Origin of the sequence: Methylobacillus methanolivorans, from assembly GCF_044751345.1 — a bacterium.
Taxonomy (GTDB): Bacteria; Pseudomonadota; Gammaproteobacteria; order Burkholderiales; family Methylophilaceae; genus Methylobacillus; species Methylobacillus methanolivorans.
In genome coordinates this window covers 506,632-522,471 of sequence record NZ_JBIWXY010000001.1, presented here as the reverse complement: position 1 = coordinate 522,471, position 15,840 = coordinate 506,632, and the positions used below count along the sequence as shown (strand labels likewise).

The following is a 15,840-nucleotide window of genomic DNA, read 5'->3' as shown; positions in this document are numbered from 1 at the left end:
GAGGCGGTATTCTATCACCGTACAGTCATAATTGAGTAAATAAAATTAACAAAGCCTAGCCTGGAGGCTGTTCCCAGCCTAATTTTCATGAGTCATGAGCAGCAACATTTAAATATGGCAAATATCTTTACAACAAGCTATCGTAATCACTCAACACTAATGCTAGGTAACTTTATTCTGGCGATAAGGCCTTGCGCCTGATTGGCGGGCTCTAGCGTGATGTGTCCGCCATGATGGCGGACGATTTCACGGACAATCGCAAGGCCCAGGCCACAGCCTTCGGGGCCTTCATCGAGGCGATAAAAGCGATTGAAGACGTTTTCGCGTTGCTCTTGTGGGATGCCAGGGCCATTGTCTTCCACTTCTACCAGCACGTCTTGGTGTTGCTGCATGCAGCGGATGGTGATGTTGCCATGGCTTGGGGTATAGCGCAGGGCATTATCGACGAGGTTGGCCAGCATTTCCTGGATTTGCCAGAGGCTACCATTGACCTTGGCCGGTTGAAGATCCAAACCTAAATCTATGCCCTTGGCATAGGCACGGGAGAGCCATTCAGCTGCCATGTCTTCGATGGCGGTGCTGATGTCCAGGGTGATGAATTTGTTAACCTCGCCCTCGCCTTCCGCGCGTGCCAGCGCGAGTAGCTGGTTGGCGAGGCGTACGATGCGCCGCGTGCTCACCAGCATGCGATCGTGTGATTGTGCACGTTCTTCCGGGGTTTGCTCGGAGGCAAGTTCAAGTTGCATTTGCAGGCCTGCCAACGGTGTGCGTAGCTGGTGCGCTGCATTGGCAAGAAACTGGTTTTGCAGTTTGAGCGAGTGATCCAGCCGCGCCAGCAGCGAATTGAGGGCAACGATGATCTCGCGAATTTCCACCGGGGCCTGGCCTTCATCAATCGGGCTTAAGTCGGTTTCTGAACGATCATTGATCTGGGCGCGCACTTGCGCAAGGGGTTGCAAGCCACGCCCTACCCCAACCCACAGCACCACAATAGAGAAAATCGCAAAGATCAGCTCAGGCACGATCATGTGGATGAGGGTTTTTTGCACTAGGCGATTGCGTTTGTAGGTAGTTTCCGCGAGATAAAGCACGGCATTCAAGGTAGGGCTTTTGATCGCAACTACGCGAATCGGAACGCCTTGATATTCAGCCTCATAGAAATATGGTTTGTTGTCTGCAGTGGGTACTTGGATAGGCAGATCTGCCACGCCCGCGATCAATTGTCCCTGCAGGTCAAAAATAGCGGCCTTGGCTGAGTCATAGTCATCTTGCTCGCTACGCAACAAGTTATTCTCAATTTGCGGGTAGGCGTCATGCCATTTTTCCGCCTCATTCGGCAGGGAACGCTCCATGTTGTATGCAAGCTTGAGTAGGTGCTGGTCGTACACTTCGCGCGCTGGTTCAAGCGCCATGAAATAATCAGTCAGGATACCAACAGCCACCAGCGCGGCCAGCGCCACCAGCAGCCAGCGCAACAGCTTTTGCCTGAGGCTATTGGCAGCCTTGATCATGCGGCGGGCTCTTCCAGCAGATAGCCAAAACCACGCACAGTACGGATGTAAATGCCGTGATCATCGAGCTTGTTGCGCAGGCGTGAGATATAAACCTCGATAGCATTGAGACTGATATCAGTTTTCCAATCACATAACGCCTCAACGATGGCCTCCTTGCGCACCACTTTGCCGAGGTTGCGAAGCAGGTAAACCAATACATCCCATTCGCGGATGGAAAGTTCAATAGATTCACTATCAACGCTGGCGCGCTGTGCGCCAAGATCAACCACCAGCTTGCCGCAAGCCAGAGTGTTACGCTCACTCAGGGTATGGCGGCGCAGCAAGGCGCGGGTGCGCGCATGCAGCTCAGCCAGGACAAAGGGCTTGAGCATGAAGTCATCCGCGCCCAGATCCAGGCCGTATATACGGAAATCGACATCATCACGCGCAGAAATAATCAGCACCGGGATATTGCTGTTGTGCTTGCGCAAGCGCCGCAACACCTCGAAGCCATCCATACCGGGCAAGCCGATGTCCAGCAACACCATGTCATATTGCCCCGCCTCTATCATGGCATTGGCCTTGGTGCCGGTTTCTGCGAGGTCTACGGCGTAACCTGCCTTGGTCAGTGACTCACAAGTACCCTCTGCCAGAATGGCATCATCTTCAACAACCAATATGCGCATAGTCCTCCTTGGGGCTGATAGCAATGAGTGGTGAATATTAACAGACACTAGTACGCGCTCTGGGTGCTCACGCTCTTGGGATAATGGCGATAAATCCAGCCAAAGATCACTGGTAGCACCAACAGGGTCAGGAAAGTAGTAGTCACCATGCCGCCGACAATCACCAGTGCCAGTGGACGCTGTGCCTGCGAACCGATGGCTTGCGACAAAGCTGCGGGCAATAAGCCCAAGCCTGCAAGCATGGCAGTCATCAATACCGGGCGCAAACGCATGGATGCACCTTCTAGAATCGCCTCTTCCAGCGCATGCTCACCCTGATTATACAAACTCTTGATATAGGAGATGAGAATCACCCCATCCTGAATGGCAATGCCGAACAGCGACAAGAAGCCAATGCCTGCGGAGATCGATAGCTCCTCACCTGCCAGATAGAGCGCGGCAATGCCACCGATGGTGGCGAATGGCACGTTGAGCAGCACCAAGCTGGCATCCTTGGCCGAGCCAAAAGCCGAATACAGCATGATGAAGATCGCAAGCAGAGTAAGCGGCACAATGATCGCCAGCTTCTTGTGTGCCTCCTTCATCTGGTTAAATTGCCCATCCCATTGCGTGCGGTAACCACGTGGCAGCTCAACCTGCTCGCTCACCAGCTTCTGCGCTTCGGCAGCGGCGCTGCCCAGGTCGCGATCACGCACGCCAAAGCGGATGGCAATAAAACGCCGCCCGGATTCGCGATAAATAAAGAATGGCCCATCACTCAGCTCCACCTGCGCCACCATCGAGAGCGGAATACGCTGACCATCAGGCGTATCGACAAACAAGCGCTGGATCAGATCAAGGCGGTTGCGCTGACCTTCAGGGAAGCGCAAGGCCAGGTCAAAGGTACGCTCGCCTTCCAGCACCTTACTGATCGGGTTGCCACCAATGGCATGTACCACCAGCGCCTGCACATCGGCGACATTGAGGCCAAAACGTGCGCTGGCCTCGCGATCGACACGGATGTTCATGGTGGGCTGGCCCAGCTCGCGGAAGATACCAACATCTGTCATGCCCTCTATACCTTGCAGGATAGCCTGCACTTGCAGGGCCTTGGCATGCAGCACTTCCAGATCATCACCAAAAATCTTGACTGAGTTCTCCCCCTTCACTCCAGACAAAGCCTCGGCGACGTTATCCTGGATATATTGCGAGAAGTTGTACTCAATGCCGGGGATTTCCTGCAAATAGCCCTCCACCCGGCGGATAAGGTCCAGGCGTGTGACGCCTTGCGGCCACAGCTCGGGCTTTTTGAGGTAGACGCCAAACTCGACGTTGAATACACCGGTGGCATCAGTACCATCATCTGGCCGACCGATCTGCGCCACCACCGTTTTCACCTCAGGTTGCTTGAGCAGATAGCCGCGTACCTTGGTGGCAAAGTCAGAGGAATAATGCAGGTCAACTGTATTAGGCAAACTGATGCGCAACCAGAGATTGTTCTCTTCCAGCGTTGGCAGGAAGCTGGTACCCAGTCGGCTTGCACCGAACAAGGCGATAGAAAAAGCCAGCAAGGCCGCCACAGCCACCAGGGCTGGATTGCGGAGCAGCTTTGCCAGTAAGGGTCGATAAAGCTTGATCAGCACATTGATCATGCCAGGGCGATGCTCAAGTTGATCGGGCTTGAAGAGGAAGGATGCCGCGGAGGGAATGAAGGTCAGGCTCAAGACCATGGAGGCAAGCAAAGCCAGGCCCATGGTATAAGCCATAGGGTGGAAAATCTTGCCCTCCACACCGCCCATGATAAACAAGGGCGCATAAGCCATGATGATGATCATGGTGGAGAAAATCATCGGTCGCTGCACTTCTGCCGCTGCTGCAACAATGGTCTGGCGCAGGTTGCTAGTGCCATTTTCCATACGGCGCATGATGTTTTCAATCACGATCACGGCAGCATCTACAATCAGGCCAAAATCAATCGCCCCTAGCGAAATGAGGTTGGCCGGGATAGCGAGCACCATGCCGGCAAAAGAAGCACTCAACGCCAGCGGAATCACCAAGGCCACTGCCAGCGCGGCGCGGAAGCTTCCAAGAAACACGAACAACACGATCAAGACCAGCGCCATGCCAAACAGCAAGGTGTGGTGCACCGTACCCATCGTCAGGTCGAGCAGCTCCTGCCTATCGTAGAAAGGTTCAAGCTTGATGCCTTGCGGCAGAATGCCACCACGGTTGATTTCATCCACTTTATTGTGAACCCGCTCCAGCATTTCCGAGGCATTGCCGCCGCGCCGCATGAGCACTATGCCCTCGACAGCATCCGGGTCGTCGTTGTACTGCACCACGCCCAGCCTGGGCGCGAAGCCAAACTCGACGCGCGCTACATCACCCACGCGAACAGGTAGGCCATTACGCGAGACAATCGCGATATTGCGTACATCCTGCAGGGTCTTGATCAGGCCAATGCCGCGCACCACATACTGCTGCTCCCCTGCCCTCAGGTTGCCGCCACCAGCGTTGGCATTGGCATTGCTCAAGGCTTCGACCAGCTCGTTGAGCGAGATATTGTAGGATTGCAGCTTGCGTATATCCGGCAGCACCTGATATTGCTTGGTCGGGCCACCAAAACTATTGATGTCGGCAATGCCAGGCACCGTTTTCAGCTGGCGATAAATTTCCCAATCCTGAAAGGATTTGAGCACCATGACATCGTCGCCGCTTTCCGAGGCAACGCGATAACGCAGCACTTCCCCCAGCGCATCGGCATCTGGGCTTAGCTCACTCTGCACCCCATCCGGCAGTTCGGCGCTATCCAGATGAAGCTGCACGTTTTGCCGCGCAGTGAAGGAATCGGTGCCATCCTCGAATTGCAGCGTCACCACTGATAACCCGAACAGCGACACTGAACGGAATGTCTTGAGCTTGGGCAAATTAGCCAATGCTGTTTCTACCGGCACGGTGATCTGCCGTTCCACCTCATTGGTGCCACGCCCCTGCCATTGGGTAATCACCTGCACGTTAAGCGGCGATATATTCGGGTAAGGCTCGATAGGCAGCTTGGTAAAGCTGACATACCCCAGCACCAGCAAACCAAGTGACAGCCCGAGTATCAGCAAGCGCCGGCGCAATACGCCCGCGATGAATGCGCCCGTTGCCTGCATTACATCGCTCCCGAGAGTTTCTGGTTAAGCAGGGTTGCGCCGCGAATCACTACTTTCTCATCGGCAGACAAGCCCACGGTCACCGCCACCAGGTTTTCCTGATACGGCTTGATGCTCACCTGACGCTTGCGATAATTCCCATCCGCTGTTTCGATGATCAGGTAATCCACCTGTTGCGAGCGCACCACCGCATCCACAGGCACCAGCAAAGCTAGCTGCTTGCCAACACTCAAGCTGGCGGTAGCAAACAAATCCGGACGCAAAGTGCCATCGTTGACCACCAGGCAACGTACGCGCAGCGTGTTGGTTTCCACATCCAGCGTGGGCGAGAGGATATCCACCTTTGCGTGATAGACCTTGCCCGGCAGTGCCTGCACATGCAGTTGCAATGATTGCCCCTGGCGAATGCGCTGGTAATCCTGTTCATAGACGTTGCCGAAAAACCACAGCGTGGCAGTATCGGCGAGTGACATGAAACTATCACCCAAATTGATGAAAGCGCCGGGATCAAGGTTACGTTGCGTGACGACACCGCTCATCGGTGCTCGCAACAGCAAATGTTCATTCACGCGCCCGCTCTGCTCCAGTGCCGCCACATCCTGCTCGGAGGCGCCCATCACCCGCATGCGCTCACGCGCCGATTGCAGTGTGGATTCTGCATCCTGCGCCAGCTCCTGCGTTGCTTTACTTGCCTGCAAAGTGCGCCAGGTATTGCGTGCCAGCAGCAACTCGTTCTGCACTGAAATATATTCAGGGCTGTACAGCGCAGCCAGCGGCTGCCCCTGACGCACCTGTGCCCCCTCGAATACCAGAATGCGATCCAGCCTGCCTGCAATCCGTGCTGATACCAGGTGTATCTTTTCAGCATTGAATGACAGCCGCCCCATCAATGGCACCACGTCATCAATCTCCCGCTGCTCAGGCAAGGCACTGGCAAAGAAATCTGCGGCTACCTTGTCTGCGCTCAATACTTCTGGCTTTTGCGGCACCGGCGTCACCGCTTCAGGCGCATGCGAAGTGTTGTAGGTGAGTGGCACCAGCCAGCCCCCTAAAGCGATCCCGAGGATAAAAATCAATGGCAACAGCAGTTTTCTCATGGTGATTCCATTCCCAGGCCGATAGCGGCATCCAGCGCGGCCTTGGCTTGTTGTGATGCACTATCAACCCAGGCGGCTGAAAGCTCGGTGTCGCGTAGGTTTTGCTGGGCCAGCAACAGGCCGTTGAAATCACCCGCATTATTTGCGTAGGTATTCAGCGCCAGGCGGTAAGCCGCTTGTGCCTCTGGCATGCGGCGCTGCTGCAACAGCTCCTTTTCCTTGATCACCTGTTGCAACTGGCTATAGGCATTGGCAATGCTTAATTGCACTTGACGCCAGGCCAGCTCAGCACCAGCCTGTGCAGAAATCACGCCTGCATTGGCTTCACTCACCCCGGCTTTTTCGCGCTCGAAAAACCAGGTCGGTAAGATCAAATCGACTTCCACGCCGTATTCGTTGCCAGCGAGACCATAAGGCGGATGGTTGCTATTCTTGGTGAGGATGACCTGCACATCCGGGTAATAGGCTTTCTTCGCAAGGTCCAGGCTCTTGCGGGCAGCTTGCAGTCGATAGGCAGAATCGCGCAAATTGGGGTGCAAGCCATGGGCTTGCTGCGTCAGCTCGGCAAGGGATGGCAGGTTCAAGTCAAGCAATGGCTCTACTGCAACTGCCAAGGGTTGGGCTGGGCTGCGCCCGATCAATGTATTCAGCGCCTGCTGGGTTTGCTCGATCTGGCGCTGGGTTTGGTAGACATCATTTTCGGCGCTACCGTGCGCTACCTGGGCATTCATGTAATCAACAAATGCCGCCGCATTGTTGGCATAACGCACCTTGGCGACCTGCTTGATCTGGTTGAGGCGCTCCAGGGTATTGTGGTTAATCGCGGCTTGTTGCTGCAAGGCCAGCAACTGGTAATACTGGCGCTTCAGCTCTGCGAGCAAATCCACGTACAAGCCGTCAATCTGGGCCCCCGCACTGCCCGCCTCGGCTTCGAGGATATCTGCCGCCAAGCGCTTTTTCCCAGGGAAGGACATGGTCTGCGTCAGGCGGTAACTCATGCCTTGCGAACCATTGATATTGAGCGGGCTACGCGGCATAGGCGTTTGCTCCATGCCTATCATGGGCTGATCCCAAGCCAGCGCCTGCGGAATACGCGCCTCAATCTGCGCCCGCTCCTGCTCTGCTTGTACAAATTGGGGGTTACGCGCTCGCAACTCCTGTGCAAGCTGACGCAAAGTCAGTGCTTCAGGTTCTGCTGCCCACCCTAGCCTTAGTCCAGTACCCCATAAGGATATCGACCAGAGCAAGGCCAGGCAAAGCAAACGATGGCATCTTTTCTGCATGATGCCTTGAGTGTAAGTAGCGGGGCCATACACCAACCTTAAGATTAGCTGACAAAAAGCTGACCAATCTAGCTAACAACCGCATTACATCAGGACATGAGGCTGGATATACAATAAAATATAATGCGATGCATTTGCATCACAACTGATAACTCAAGGGTGTGTTAATAAAGTGAAAAATAATATTGTTCTTGCATTACTCGTTGTTGCAGCAACCGGTTGCGCATCTCCAGCAACCAAAGAAGGTATGCTTATTTCACCAACAGTCACTCAATATACCAATCCAGCTCAAAAGGGGAAATTTACGGTTGCTTCTGTGACAGGTGGCAAAGCAACAAACCCAATGTGGACGTCACAAGTCAGCCAAGAGAATTTTGAAAGTGCGTTAAAGGAATCCTTGGCAATCGCAGGCTTAACCGCAGTGGACTCACAAGCTGGTCAATATAAGATTGATGCCAACCTCGTCTCCTTGGACCAACCACTTGTAGGGCTCACATTTGACGTGGTATCCAATGTTAATTACCGCGTTTACAAGGATGGTTTTGAAAAGATCTTACCTATCAAGGCAACTGGCACTGCAACTTTCTCCGATGCTGCGGTTGCAATCGCTCGCCTGAGAATCGCCAATGAAAAATCCATCCAGAATAACATTACGGAGTTCATCAAAGAACTCGGCAAACTGAACGAACTTCAATAAGTACAAATGGCCCTTAACGGGCCATTTGTACTTTGTCGCCCACTGTCATATTGAGATCACATTTACCCGATATATTTCTCGCATCCATTTAATACAATGATCCCGCCTGAAAAGGTAGCATCATGAGACCAGGATGATCCTTTTTCTCAGCTTCGATGGTGTATTGCACACCACAGGAAACCGTCAGCCCATTTTCACCAAGCTGGGCCTGCTTGAGCAATGGCTCAGGCAGCACCCCGATGTTGATATCGTCATCAGCAGCAAGTGGCGTCACCACATGGGCATGACTGAGTTACAGCAACTATTCAGCCAGGATATTCAGCCCAGAATTGTGGGTGTCACCCCAACGGTACGCCAGCAGGCCAATGACGATTACTGGCGCTTGACGGAAATATTCGATTGGCTGCAACACTGCAGTCGCGACCAAGAATGGTTGGTATTGGATGATGGCGTGTTTCCCGAGCGGTTTAATCGCTTGGTTAAATGCAATCCACTATTGGGCTTGACCGAGCAAAACCTGGACTCACTCACCCACATCAAACGGCGCTTGCTCATGCAGCCATCAAACCAGGACTTTATGCCTCAAGCGCGTTACGCAGCGGCATAAAATCTTGCAAATGCTGCCGCTGCTTGCCAACTGCATCAAAATTATCAGGTGCAAGCCATTGTTGATAAGCCTGCGATAACATTGGCCAATCGCGATCGATGATGGAGAACCAGGCGGTATCTCGATTACGCCCTTTGTACACCACTGCCTGCCTGAAAATGCCCTCAAACTGAAAACCCAACCGTAAAGCCGCCTTGCGGGATGGGCTATTCAGGCTATCGCACTTCCATTCATAACGTCGGTAACCCAGCGTGTCAAAGGCATACTGCATCAGCAGAAACTGGGCCTCAGTTGCCATGGTGGAACGCTGCAGCAGTGGAGAATAGATAACAAAGCCAACCTCGACTGAGCCTACCGCAGGCATGATCCGCATGAGGGCCAATGTCCCCAGTGGCTGAGAACTTGCAGGGTCGATGATCGCATAATGCTGTGGGTCCACCGATGCGGCCAATGACGCTACATATTGGCGAAACTGTGCAAGACCTTCTGGGCGCTCCAACGGGATATACGTCCAGTCACGATGATCAGGGGCCTGCTGGTAAGCAGCAAACAGGCTATCTGCATGGCGATCAGCGATAGGCTCCAGCCTGCAATACTGCCCCTGCAAGATCACATGAGGAGGAAATGGTGGCGACACCCAGTTTGGCAGGGCCTCCCCAATGGGCTGGCCATATTCATTCATGCGCTGGTTCATCTGCTTAAGCACATTGGCTCAACCATTGCGATATCACCTGATCTAGCTTAGGTGCCAAGCGTGGCGCCAGCATCTGCCCCTGCTGTCGTAATTCGGGCACAGAGAATCCGCTCAACTCGCCTACATGCCCAACATACCAGCGCTCCAGGCCTTCAGCCGTCACCTCGATATGGAATTGCAAAGCCAGCCCATGCTTGCCATAAGCAAAAGCCTGGTTGGGATATAGCGCAGAAGAAGCCAGCCTGACCGCACCTTGCGGCAAATTAAAAGTATCGCCATGCCAATGCAGCACCGCATCCCCTTGCCCCAACGGTGCCAGTGGCGACTCATGACCTTCCGGTGTCAACGTCAACGGACTCCAGCCGATCTCCTTACCTGCCTCTCCAGCATACACCTTTGCCCCCAATGCCCGCGCCATGATCTGCGCCCCTAGGCATATCCCCAAGGTAGGCTTGCCATGCTGCAAGCGCTCCTCCGTCAGGTCGATCACGGGCTGTAGAAAAGGATAATCCGTCGTCTGGTATACACCGATCGGCCCGCCCAACACGACGAGCAAATCGGCATCTCGCGCTTGCTTCAACTCGTTACCACTAGCATTAGGCGTATCAATGTAATGCACATCATAGCCAGCACGAGTAAGTAATGGTGCAATACCATCGAGATCCTCAAATGCAATGTGGCGCAAGGCAATCGCGGTTTTCATAACATCTTCCTTGTAATGGCGGCGGCTTGTAATGAGGCTGTCAGTGCAGCATGCTGGAGCACAATGGCTGCATTTAACAACAAACTCAGCCTCAACGATAGAGGCTTAACGCCTATCATCGCCTGAATAAATCAGTTCGCTAGCACCACATGACTTCGGGTATTCAGTGAGCAACAGGCCGTTAGCCTGCCGCACGAAAAGTCAGGTTGATACGCACCCGCCCCATCAATGGATGCTCCTCGGGTTTAAGCGGCGCAATGCCGTGATAACGAAGCCTGCTGGGGCCACCCCATACCACGACATCGCCATGCGTTAACTCAGTGCGTAATACCGGATCACTGCGCTTTAATCCGCCGAACAGGAATATGGCGGCCACCCCCAGCGACACGGAGACGATAGGTTGCGAGAAATCCCGCTCATCCTTGTCTTGATGCAAACTGAGCTTGGTGCCAGATTCATAGCGATTGATCAGGCACGCATCAGGCTGAAACTGCTCACAACCCGCAACAGCAGCTGCAGATTGAGCCAACGCCTCAAAAGATGGCGGCATCTTCGGCCACGGCAGGCCGGATAACGGGTCTAAGCTTGCATATCGATAACCTCGGCGGTCAGACACCCAACCCAACTTTCCACAATTGCTCATGGCAACCGACATCGTCAAGCCGCCTGGTGTCTGCATATGGCGCCACGGGGCTTGCGCCAGTATCCGTTGCAGGTCATGCAGCAATGGCTGGTCTTGCTGGCCAACAAAGTCACGCAGCAGGTAAGCGCCCGGCACGAATGGCTCGGGTGTGGAAGTCAGATGGCTAAACAGATCGTCATGCATATTGCTCGCCCTGATATCGGCTTATTGAGACTCTTTGTCCAGCAAGGCCTGCTTACGGTGCAGACCCCAACGATATCCCGCCAACTTGCCATCAGTGCGTACTACACGATGGCAAGGGATTGCGACAGCCAGCTTGTTGGCGGCACAGGCGCTGGCCACTGCGCGTACGGCACGCGGTGCTCCCAGCTGTTGTGCAAGCTCGCTGTAACTGAGGGTTTGGCCTGGGGGAATGCTACGCAATAGTGTCCAAACCCGCTGCTGAAACACCGTGCCCTGAATATCGAGAGGCAGTGCCATCACATGGCTGGGCTCGTCTATCAGCGTGACCACCTCGGCCAACAATGTATAGAACCCATTCTCCCCAGGTAGCAATTCAGCGCGCGGAAACATGGCTCGCAAATCAGTCAACAATGCCTCGGTGCTATCACCTAGTAAAATAGCGGCAATGCCCTTGGCGGTCACCGCCACAATCAACTTCCCCAAGCTACAACTGGCAAAGCCATAATGCAACGCCTGCCCCGCCCCGCCTTGCTTGTAGCTGGATGGCGTCATCCCCATGGCACCTTCTGCCTGGGCATAGAAGCGGCTAGCGGTATTGAACCCTGATTCATAGATGGCTTCCGTCACGCTCACTCCTTGTTGCAAACTTTCCCTGGCCTTACGCATGCGCACGGCGTTGGCATATTGCTTGGGCGTCAGGCCCATTGTGGCCTTGAATACCCGATGAAAATGAAATTGGCTGAGACCCACATATCCCGCCAGCTGGCTCAACAGCATCGCTGGATTCTCATCCAATAACCTGCATGCCTCAGCAATCATGTCCGCATGAAGCATTGGCTTGGTATCTGAGTTCATTGCTGTCGTGTCATCTTGCATGTGATATTTCGCTCACGCTTTCTCTTTATGCCAGCAGTCTAGCAAAACTAATACGGGCTAAGCTTCGCGTTTCTTGCTATTGCATTTATCTTGTCAAAGACGCTAAAAAGCGCGCTATCCTGCGGCTTTATCAACACTTTTTCATGGATATTCGCAATGTCATCTTCAATTCAAGCCAGCCAGTTCCTCGCAGCTATAGATACCGATTGGGCCAGACTGATCAAGCTGATAGGGCCAAAATCTGACAGCACGCCGGCGCAACAGGAACCTTATGAAGCCCTGATCAGGGCGGTGGCTTATCAGCAATTACATGGTAAAGCTGCCGCTGCCATACTCGGCAGGCTACTCGCCTTGTACGGCGGTCAATTCCCCGAGCCTGCCGCGCTGCTCGCGAGTGATATTGCAGATTTACGGGCGTGCGGGTTTTCTGGTCGCAAGATCAGCTACATGATCAATCTGGCTGAGGCCTCCCTTGCGGGGAACATTCCAGATTATGTAACGGCTCTCGCGATGGATGATGAAGCACTGATCGCCCAACTTACGACATTGCCCGGCATCGGCCGTTGGACAGTAGAAATGATGCAGATGCATACCCTGGGCCGTCCGGACATTCTGCCGGTTAACGATCTTGGCGTCAGGGAAGGATATCGCCGCATGAAAGGCCTGAGCACCGCCCCTACTGCACGTAGCCTGAAAGAGATCGGTTTGGCATGGCGTCCATACCGCAGCACTGCTGCCTGGTATCTCTGGCAGGTGCCGCGTGACTACACCACTGCTGACTAAAAAGGCTGACTCAAAAGCAGGTGCAAGAAAAAATTAATCAAGAAAAGCTTAATGGCGTTTTGCCACGTTGACACTGGGTACCTGGCGCAACAAGGTCAATAGCTTGGTCAATTGATCCAGGTCTGCAATCTCAATGGAGAAGCTCATTCTCGCCTGATTATTGCGACTTTGCGTCTTCACCTGAGTCACATTCACCCGCTCGCGCGCGAACAGATCGCTAATGTCCCGCAGTAGGCCTTGGCGGTCATAAGCCTCAATATCAATATCAACGGCGGCCAATTTTTCCTGACGATTGCCCCACTGGGTGGCTAGCAAACGGTCATTTTTTTCTTCTGGCAAGCGTTTGATGAAGGGGCAAGCCTGGCGATGAATTGTCACTCCCCTCCCCCTGGTCACATAACCGACAATCGCATCTGGCGGCGCAGGCTTGCAGCACTTTGCCATATATGTCATCAAGTTGCCGACACCTTCAACCAAAACACCTGAAGAGTCAGTATCGCTTCCCGACTTGAGCAAGAACGGCACGTCCTGCTCAGGCTTGGCCGGCAGTTCGCTTTGTACGGCCTGGGTGATCTGGTGCTCCCCGACTTCCCCGCGCCCAATCGCCGCCAGCAGCTCTTCCAGCTTGGGGTAATGCAACTTTTGGGAAATTTTTTCCAGATTGATGTCAACCGCACCCAGGCGATGCAACTCTTTATCGAGACGGGCACGCCCTTGGGCAACATCTTCCTCGAAATTCTGGTAACGGAACCAGTGCCGCACTTTGGCTCGGGCACGCGCGCTTTGCAGGTAGCCGAGATTAGGGTTAAGCCAGTCGCGACTGGGCGCACCCTGCTTCGCTGCAAGAATCTCGACCCGCTGGCCATTTTGCAGCTTGTAATTGAGTGGCACGATGCTGCCATCCACTTTGGCGCCACGGGTGCGATGCCCGAGATCGGTATGCAGGATATAGGCAAAATCCACAGGCGTGGCCCCTCTCGGCAGATCAACCACCTTGCCCTGCGGCGTCAATACATACACCTTGTCCTGAAACAATTCATTCTTGAATTGGCCAATCGCCCCGCCATCATCCGAGACATCCTGCTTCCACTCCAGGATTTGCCGCAACCAGACGATCTTGTCATCAAACTTGCTATCAGCCTTGCTGCCTTCCTTGTAGCGCCAATGGGCTGCCACACCCAGCTCTGAGTGATGGTGCATCTCATGGGTGCGGATCTGTATTTCCAGCGGCAAGTTACGCGGCCCAATCACCACGGTATGCAAGGAGCGGTAGTTATTGCTCTTGGGGCGCGCAATATAATCGTCGAACTCCTTGGGGATAGGCTGCCAAAGATTATGGATCAACCCAAGTGCGGCATAGCAATCCTTGATGTCATCCACCAGGATACGTACCGCCCGCACGTCATACAGCTCGTTGAATGAAAGCTGCTTGCGGCGCATCTTGTTGACGATACTATATATATGCTTGGGACGGCCCATCATCTCGGCCTTGATCCCGGCAGCCTGCAGTTGATCCTGCAATATATCCAGTACCTCCTTGATATATTGCTCACGCCCGACGCGCTTCTCCGCCAGTAGCTTGGCAACTTCTTTATATAGCTGCGGCTCAAGAAAACGTAGGGAAAGATCCTCCAACTCCCACTTGATATGCCAAATACCCAAGCGATTAGCCAACGGGGCAAAAATCGTCTTCGCCTCATAGGCAATACGCTGCTGATCCGCCTCGGATGCGCCAGCCAGGCTACGCAAAGTTTCCACCCGGTCTGCCAGCTTGATAAGCACTACGCGGATATCCTCCACCATAGCCAGCAGCATCTTGCGCAAGCTTTCTACTTGCGCCTGCTGGGCCTCGCTATCTTTCTTCCTATCCTTGGCGTGACTGATATCGGGGCGGCTGAATCCCTGGATTTCCTCCATGCGAGCAATGCCTTCCACCAATGCCACGACTTGTGGGTTAAAGGCTTCCTGCAACTTTTCCTTCCAGTCAAGCAGATATTCCGGGCAGGCATGCAGGATGGTTGCAGCAATGGTCTCGGCATCCATGCCCATGCCCGCGAGGATAGAAGCCACTCCCAGCACATGGTGCAACACTGGCACGGCAGTCACTTCATGGCTATCGGCATAGCATGGCGCAACAAATTCCGTACTCTTGCGGATGAGCGCGGTATCTTCAGGGCTAAATTGCTTATCTAGCGAGGCAAGCCAGGACTCGATATCGAGTACCCCTTGCTCGCTGGCTTGAGAGAGGAGATCAGGGACAAAAACCATAGCGCATTATGTCATCAAATTGCCAACATTGTATCCAGCACCCTCTTTTACCTTTTATACGACATAAAGTTCCCAATTGCCCTGAAAGCCGCATGCAGCCTTGCTGAAAATATGATCAGCTTGAGCTTGTATTGTCATGACAAGCACTTAAGACGCTAATCCTGATACCACCCACAATCTTATCCACAGAATATGTGAGCGAATGCAGTTTGAACAACATGGGCACTTTTTGCGCAACAGATGGTCTAGTTAGTCGTGCAACAACCAATAAATGAATAACCTATTACAAGGAAAGCTAACATGATGAAACGTACTCTTGCCGCGCTGACCATGATCGGTGCCTTTTCCGCACAGGCCTATGCCGCTGAAGACGTATCCAAGCTTAATCCCCAGCCTGGTCAATGGAGCACAGTGATTGCAATTTTCGACCACCTAGAAAACCACTACCTGCTTAAAACATCGGTGCATGACGATATTGAATCCTGCTCTGCCCGCCTGCAAAACACTGCCGAACAGATCAAACAGGCAGGAAACATTGTCTACACCGCTCCACGCAATACCAAGGTAAGTTTTACCAAGGAGGAAGGCGTAGAGAATGAAGCCAAGGTGCTGGAAATCCGTTGCGTACTGGAGCCATTCCAGCCTGAACGCGTATAAGCATATCTGACAGGAATCATGCACGATGGCGCC

General features: G+C 53.6%; 14 protein-coding genes. 4 read left to right on the top strand and 10 right to left on the bottom strand.

The features are described 5' to 3' along the window. Window positions 1-146: 146 nt before the first annotated feature. The 5 genes from ACIKP9_RS02465 to ACIKP9_RS02445 are packed head-to-tail and all read right to left on the bottom strand — an operon-like array spanning window position 147 to window position 7,696. The gene (locus ACIKP9_RS02465; RefSeq protein ID WP_400878852.1) at window positions 147-1,511 is read right to left on the bottom strand and encodes a sensor histidine kinase; all 1,365 of its coding nucleotides are present in this window, start codon (window positions 1,509-1,511) and stop codon (window positions 147-149) included. Beyond that, a complete protein-coding gene (locus ACIKP9_RS02460; RefSeq protein WP_400878850.1) occupies window positions 1,508-2,179 on the bottom strand; it encodes a response regulator in 672 nt (223 codons plus the stop codon). The genes ACIKP9_RS02465 and ACIKP9_RS02460 overlap by 4 nt, the downstream gene beginning before the upstream one ends. 47 nt (window positions 2,180-2,226) lie before the next feature. Then, window positions 2,227-5,316, bottom strand: a complete 3,090-nt coding sequence (locus ACIKP9_RS02455; protein WP_400878847.1) for an efflux RND transporter permease subunit — start codon at window positions 5,314-5,316, stop codon at window positions 2,227-2,229. After that, window positions 5,316-6,413, bottom strand: a complete 1,098-nt coding sequence (locus tag ACIKP9_RS02450; protein WP_400878844.1) for an efflux RND transporter periplasmic adaptor subunit — start codon at window positions 6,411-6,413, stop codon at window positions 5,316-5,318. The genes ACIKP9_RS02455 and ACIKP9_RS02450 overlap by 1 nt, the downstream gene beginning before the upstream one ends. After that, window positions 6,410-7,696 carry a TolC family protein gene (locus ACIKP9_RS02445; RefSeq protein ID WP_400878841.1) on the bottom strand — a complete coding sequence of 429 codons (1,287 nt, stop codon included), beginning with the start codon at window positions 7,694-7,696 and terminating at the stop codon, window positions 6,410-6,412. The genes ACIKP9_RS02450 and ACIKP9_RS02445 overlap by 4 nt, the downstream gene beginning before the upstream one ends. Before the next feature lie 172 nt (window positions 7,697-7,868). On the opposite strand from ACIKP9_RS02445, the gene ACIKP9_RS02440 reads away from it, so the two are divergent. Then, entirely contained in the window at window positions 7,869-8,393 is a 525-nt protein-coding gene (locus ACIKP9_RS02440) for a hypothetical protein (RefSeq protein ID WP_400878838.1), read from the top strand. 133 nt (window positions 8,394-8,526) lie between these two features. Beyond that, window positions 8,527-9,000, top strand: a complete 474-nt coding sequence (locus ACIKP9_RS02435; RefSeq protein ID WP_400878836.1) for an HAD domain-containing protein — start codon at window positions 8,527-8,529, stop codon at window positions 8,998-9,000. On the opposite strand, the gene ACIKP9_RS02430 is transcribed toward ACIKP9_RS02435, so the two are convergent. From ACIKP9_RS02430 to ACIKP9_RS02415, 4 genes are all read right to left on the bottom strand, one after another. Beyond that, on the bottom strand, window positions 8,969-9,706 hold the full coding sequence (locus tag ACIKP9_RS02430; protein ID WP_400878833.1) for a GNAT family N-acetyltransferase: 738 nt from the start codon (window positions 9,704-9,706) through the stop codon (window positions 8,969-8,971). The two genes, ACIKP9_RS02435 and ACIKP9_RS02430, sit on opposite strands and share 32 nt — an antisense overlap. Next, on the bottom strand, window positions 9,699-10,397 hold the full coding sequence (locus ACIKP9_RS02425; protein ID WP_400878831.1) for a glutamine amidotransferase: 699 nt from the start codon (window positions 10,395-10,397) through the stop codon (window positions 9,699-9,701). Before ACIKP9_RS02425 ends, ACIKP9_RS02430 begins: the two co-directional genes overlap by 8 nt. A 181-nt stretch (window positions 10,398-10,578) precedes the next feature. After that, window positions 10,579-11,223: a DNA oxidative demethylase AlkB gene (alkB, locus tag ACIKP9_RS02420; RefSeq protein ID WP_400878828.1), complete on the bottom strand. Its 645-nt coding sequence runs from the start codon at window positions 11,221-11,223 to the stop codon at window positions 10,579-10,581. A 21-nt stretch (window positions 11,224-11,244) separates the two neighbouring features. Next, window positions 11,245-12,099 carry a methylated-DNA--[protein]-cysteine S-methyltransferase gene (locus ACIKP9_RS02415; RefSeq protein ID WP_400878825.1) on the bottom strand — a complete coding sequence of 285 codons (855 nt, stop codon included), beginning with the start codon at window positions 12,097-12,099 and terminating at the stop codon, window positions 11,245-11,247. 156 nt (window positions 12,100-12,255) lie between these two features. On the opposite strand from ACIKP9_RS02415, the gene ACIKP9_RS02410 reads away from it, so the two are divergent. Then, complete coding sequence (locus ACIKP9_RS02410) at window positions 12,256-12,882, top strand: DNA-3-methyladenine glycosylase family protein (protein WP_400878822.1); 627 nt, start codon at window positions 12,256-12,258, stop codon at window positions 12,880-12,882. Window positions 12,883-12,930: 48 nt separating this feature from the next. Here the strand turns inward: ACIKP9_RS02410 and ACIKP9_RS02405 are convergent, their stop codons facing one another. Then, the gene (locus tag ACIKP9_RS02405) at window positions 12,931-15,150 is read right to left on the bottom strand and encodes a RelA/SpoT family protein (RefSeq protein WP_400878819.1); all 2,220 of its coding nucleotides are present in this window, start codon (window positions 15,148-15,150) and stop codon (window positions 12,931-12,933) included. Between the two features lie 300 nt (window positions 15,151-15,450). On the opposite strand from ACIKP9_RS02405, the gene ACIKP9_RS02400 reads away from it, so the two are divergent. Continuing rightward, on the top strand, window positions 15,451-15,807 hold the full coding sequence (locus tag ACIKP9_RS02400) for a hypothetical protein (protein ID WP_230347075.1): 357 nt from the start codon (window positions 15,451-15,453) through the stop codon (window positions 15,805-15,807). Window positions 15,808-15,840: the final 33 nt, after the last annotated feature.

What these genes read in the sequence shown, in the direction of transcription:
- ACIKP9_RS02465 (WP_400878852.1), bottom strand. Translation starts at nt 1,511, where the DNA reads ATGATCAAGGCTGCCAATAGCCTCAGGCAAAAGCTGTTGCGCTGGCTG.
- ACIKP9_RS02460 (WP_400878850.1), bottom strand. Translation starts at nt 2,179, where the DNA reads ATGCGCATATTGGTTGTTGAAGATGATGCCATTCTGGCAGAGGGTACT.
- ACIKP9_RS02455 (WP_400878847.1), bottom strand. Translation starts at nt 5,316, where the DNA reads ATGCAGGCAACGGGCGCATTCATCGCGGGCGTATTGCGCCGGCGCTTG.
- ACIKP9_RS02450 (WP_400878844.1), bottom strand. Translation starts at nt 6,413, where the DNA reads ATGAGAAAACTGCTGTTGCCATTGATTTTTATCCTCGGGATCGCTTTA.
- ACIKP9_RS02445 (WP_400878841.1), bottom strand. Translation starts at nt 7,696, where the DNA reads ATGCAGAAAAGATGCCATCGTTTGCTTTGCCTGGCCTTGCTCTGGTCG.
- ACIKP9_RS02435 (WP_400878836.1), top strand. Translation starts at nt 8,527, where the DNA reads ATGATCCTTTTTCTCAGCTTCGATGGTGTATTGCACACCACAGGAAAC.
- ACIKP9_RS02425 (WP_400878831.1), bottom strand. Translation starts at nt 10,397, where the DNA reads ATGAAAACCGCGATTGCCTTGCGCCACATTGCATTTGAGGATCTCGAT.
- alkB (WP_400878828.1), bottom strand. Translation starts at nt 11,223, where the DNA reads ATGCATGACGATCTGTTTAGCCATCTGACTTCCACACCCGAGCCATTC.
- ACIKP9_RS02415 (WP_400878825.1), bottom strand. Translation starts at nt 12,099, where the DNA reads ATGCAAGATGACACGACAGCAATGAACTCAGATACCAAGCCAATGCTT.
- ACIKP9_RS02410 (WP_400878822.1), top strand. Translation starts at nt 12,256, where the DNA reads ATGTCATCTTCAATTCAAGCCAGCCAGTTCCTCGCAGCTATAGATACC.
- ACIKP9_RS02405 (WP_400878819.1), bottom strand. Translation starts at nt 15,150, where the DNA reads ATGGTTTTTGTCCCTGATCTCCTCTCTCAAGCCAGCGAGCAAGGGGTA.
- ACIKP9_RS02400 (WP_230347075.1), top strand. Translation starts at nt 15,451, where the DNA reads ATGATGAAACGTACTCTTGCCGCGCTGACCATGATCGGTGCCTTTTCC.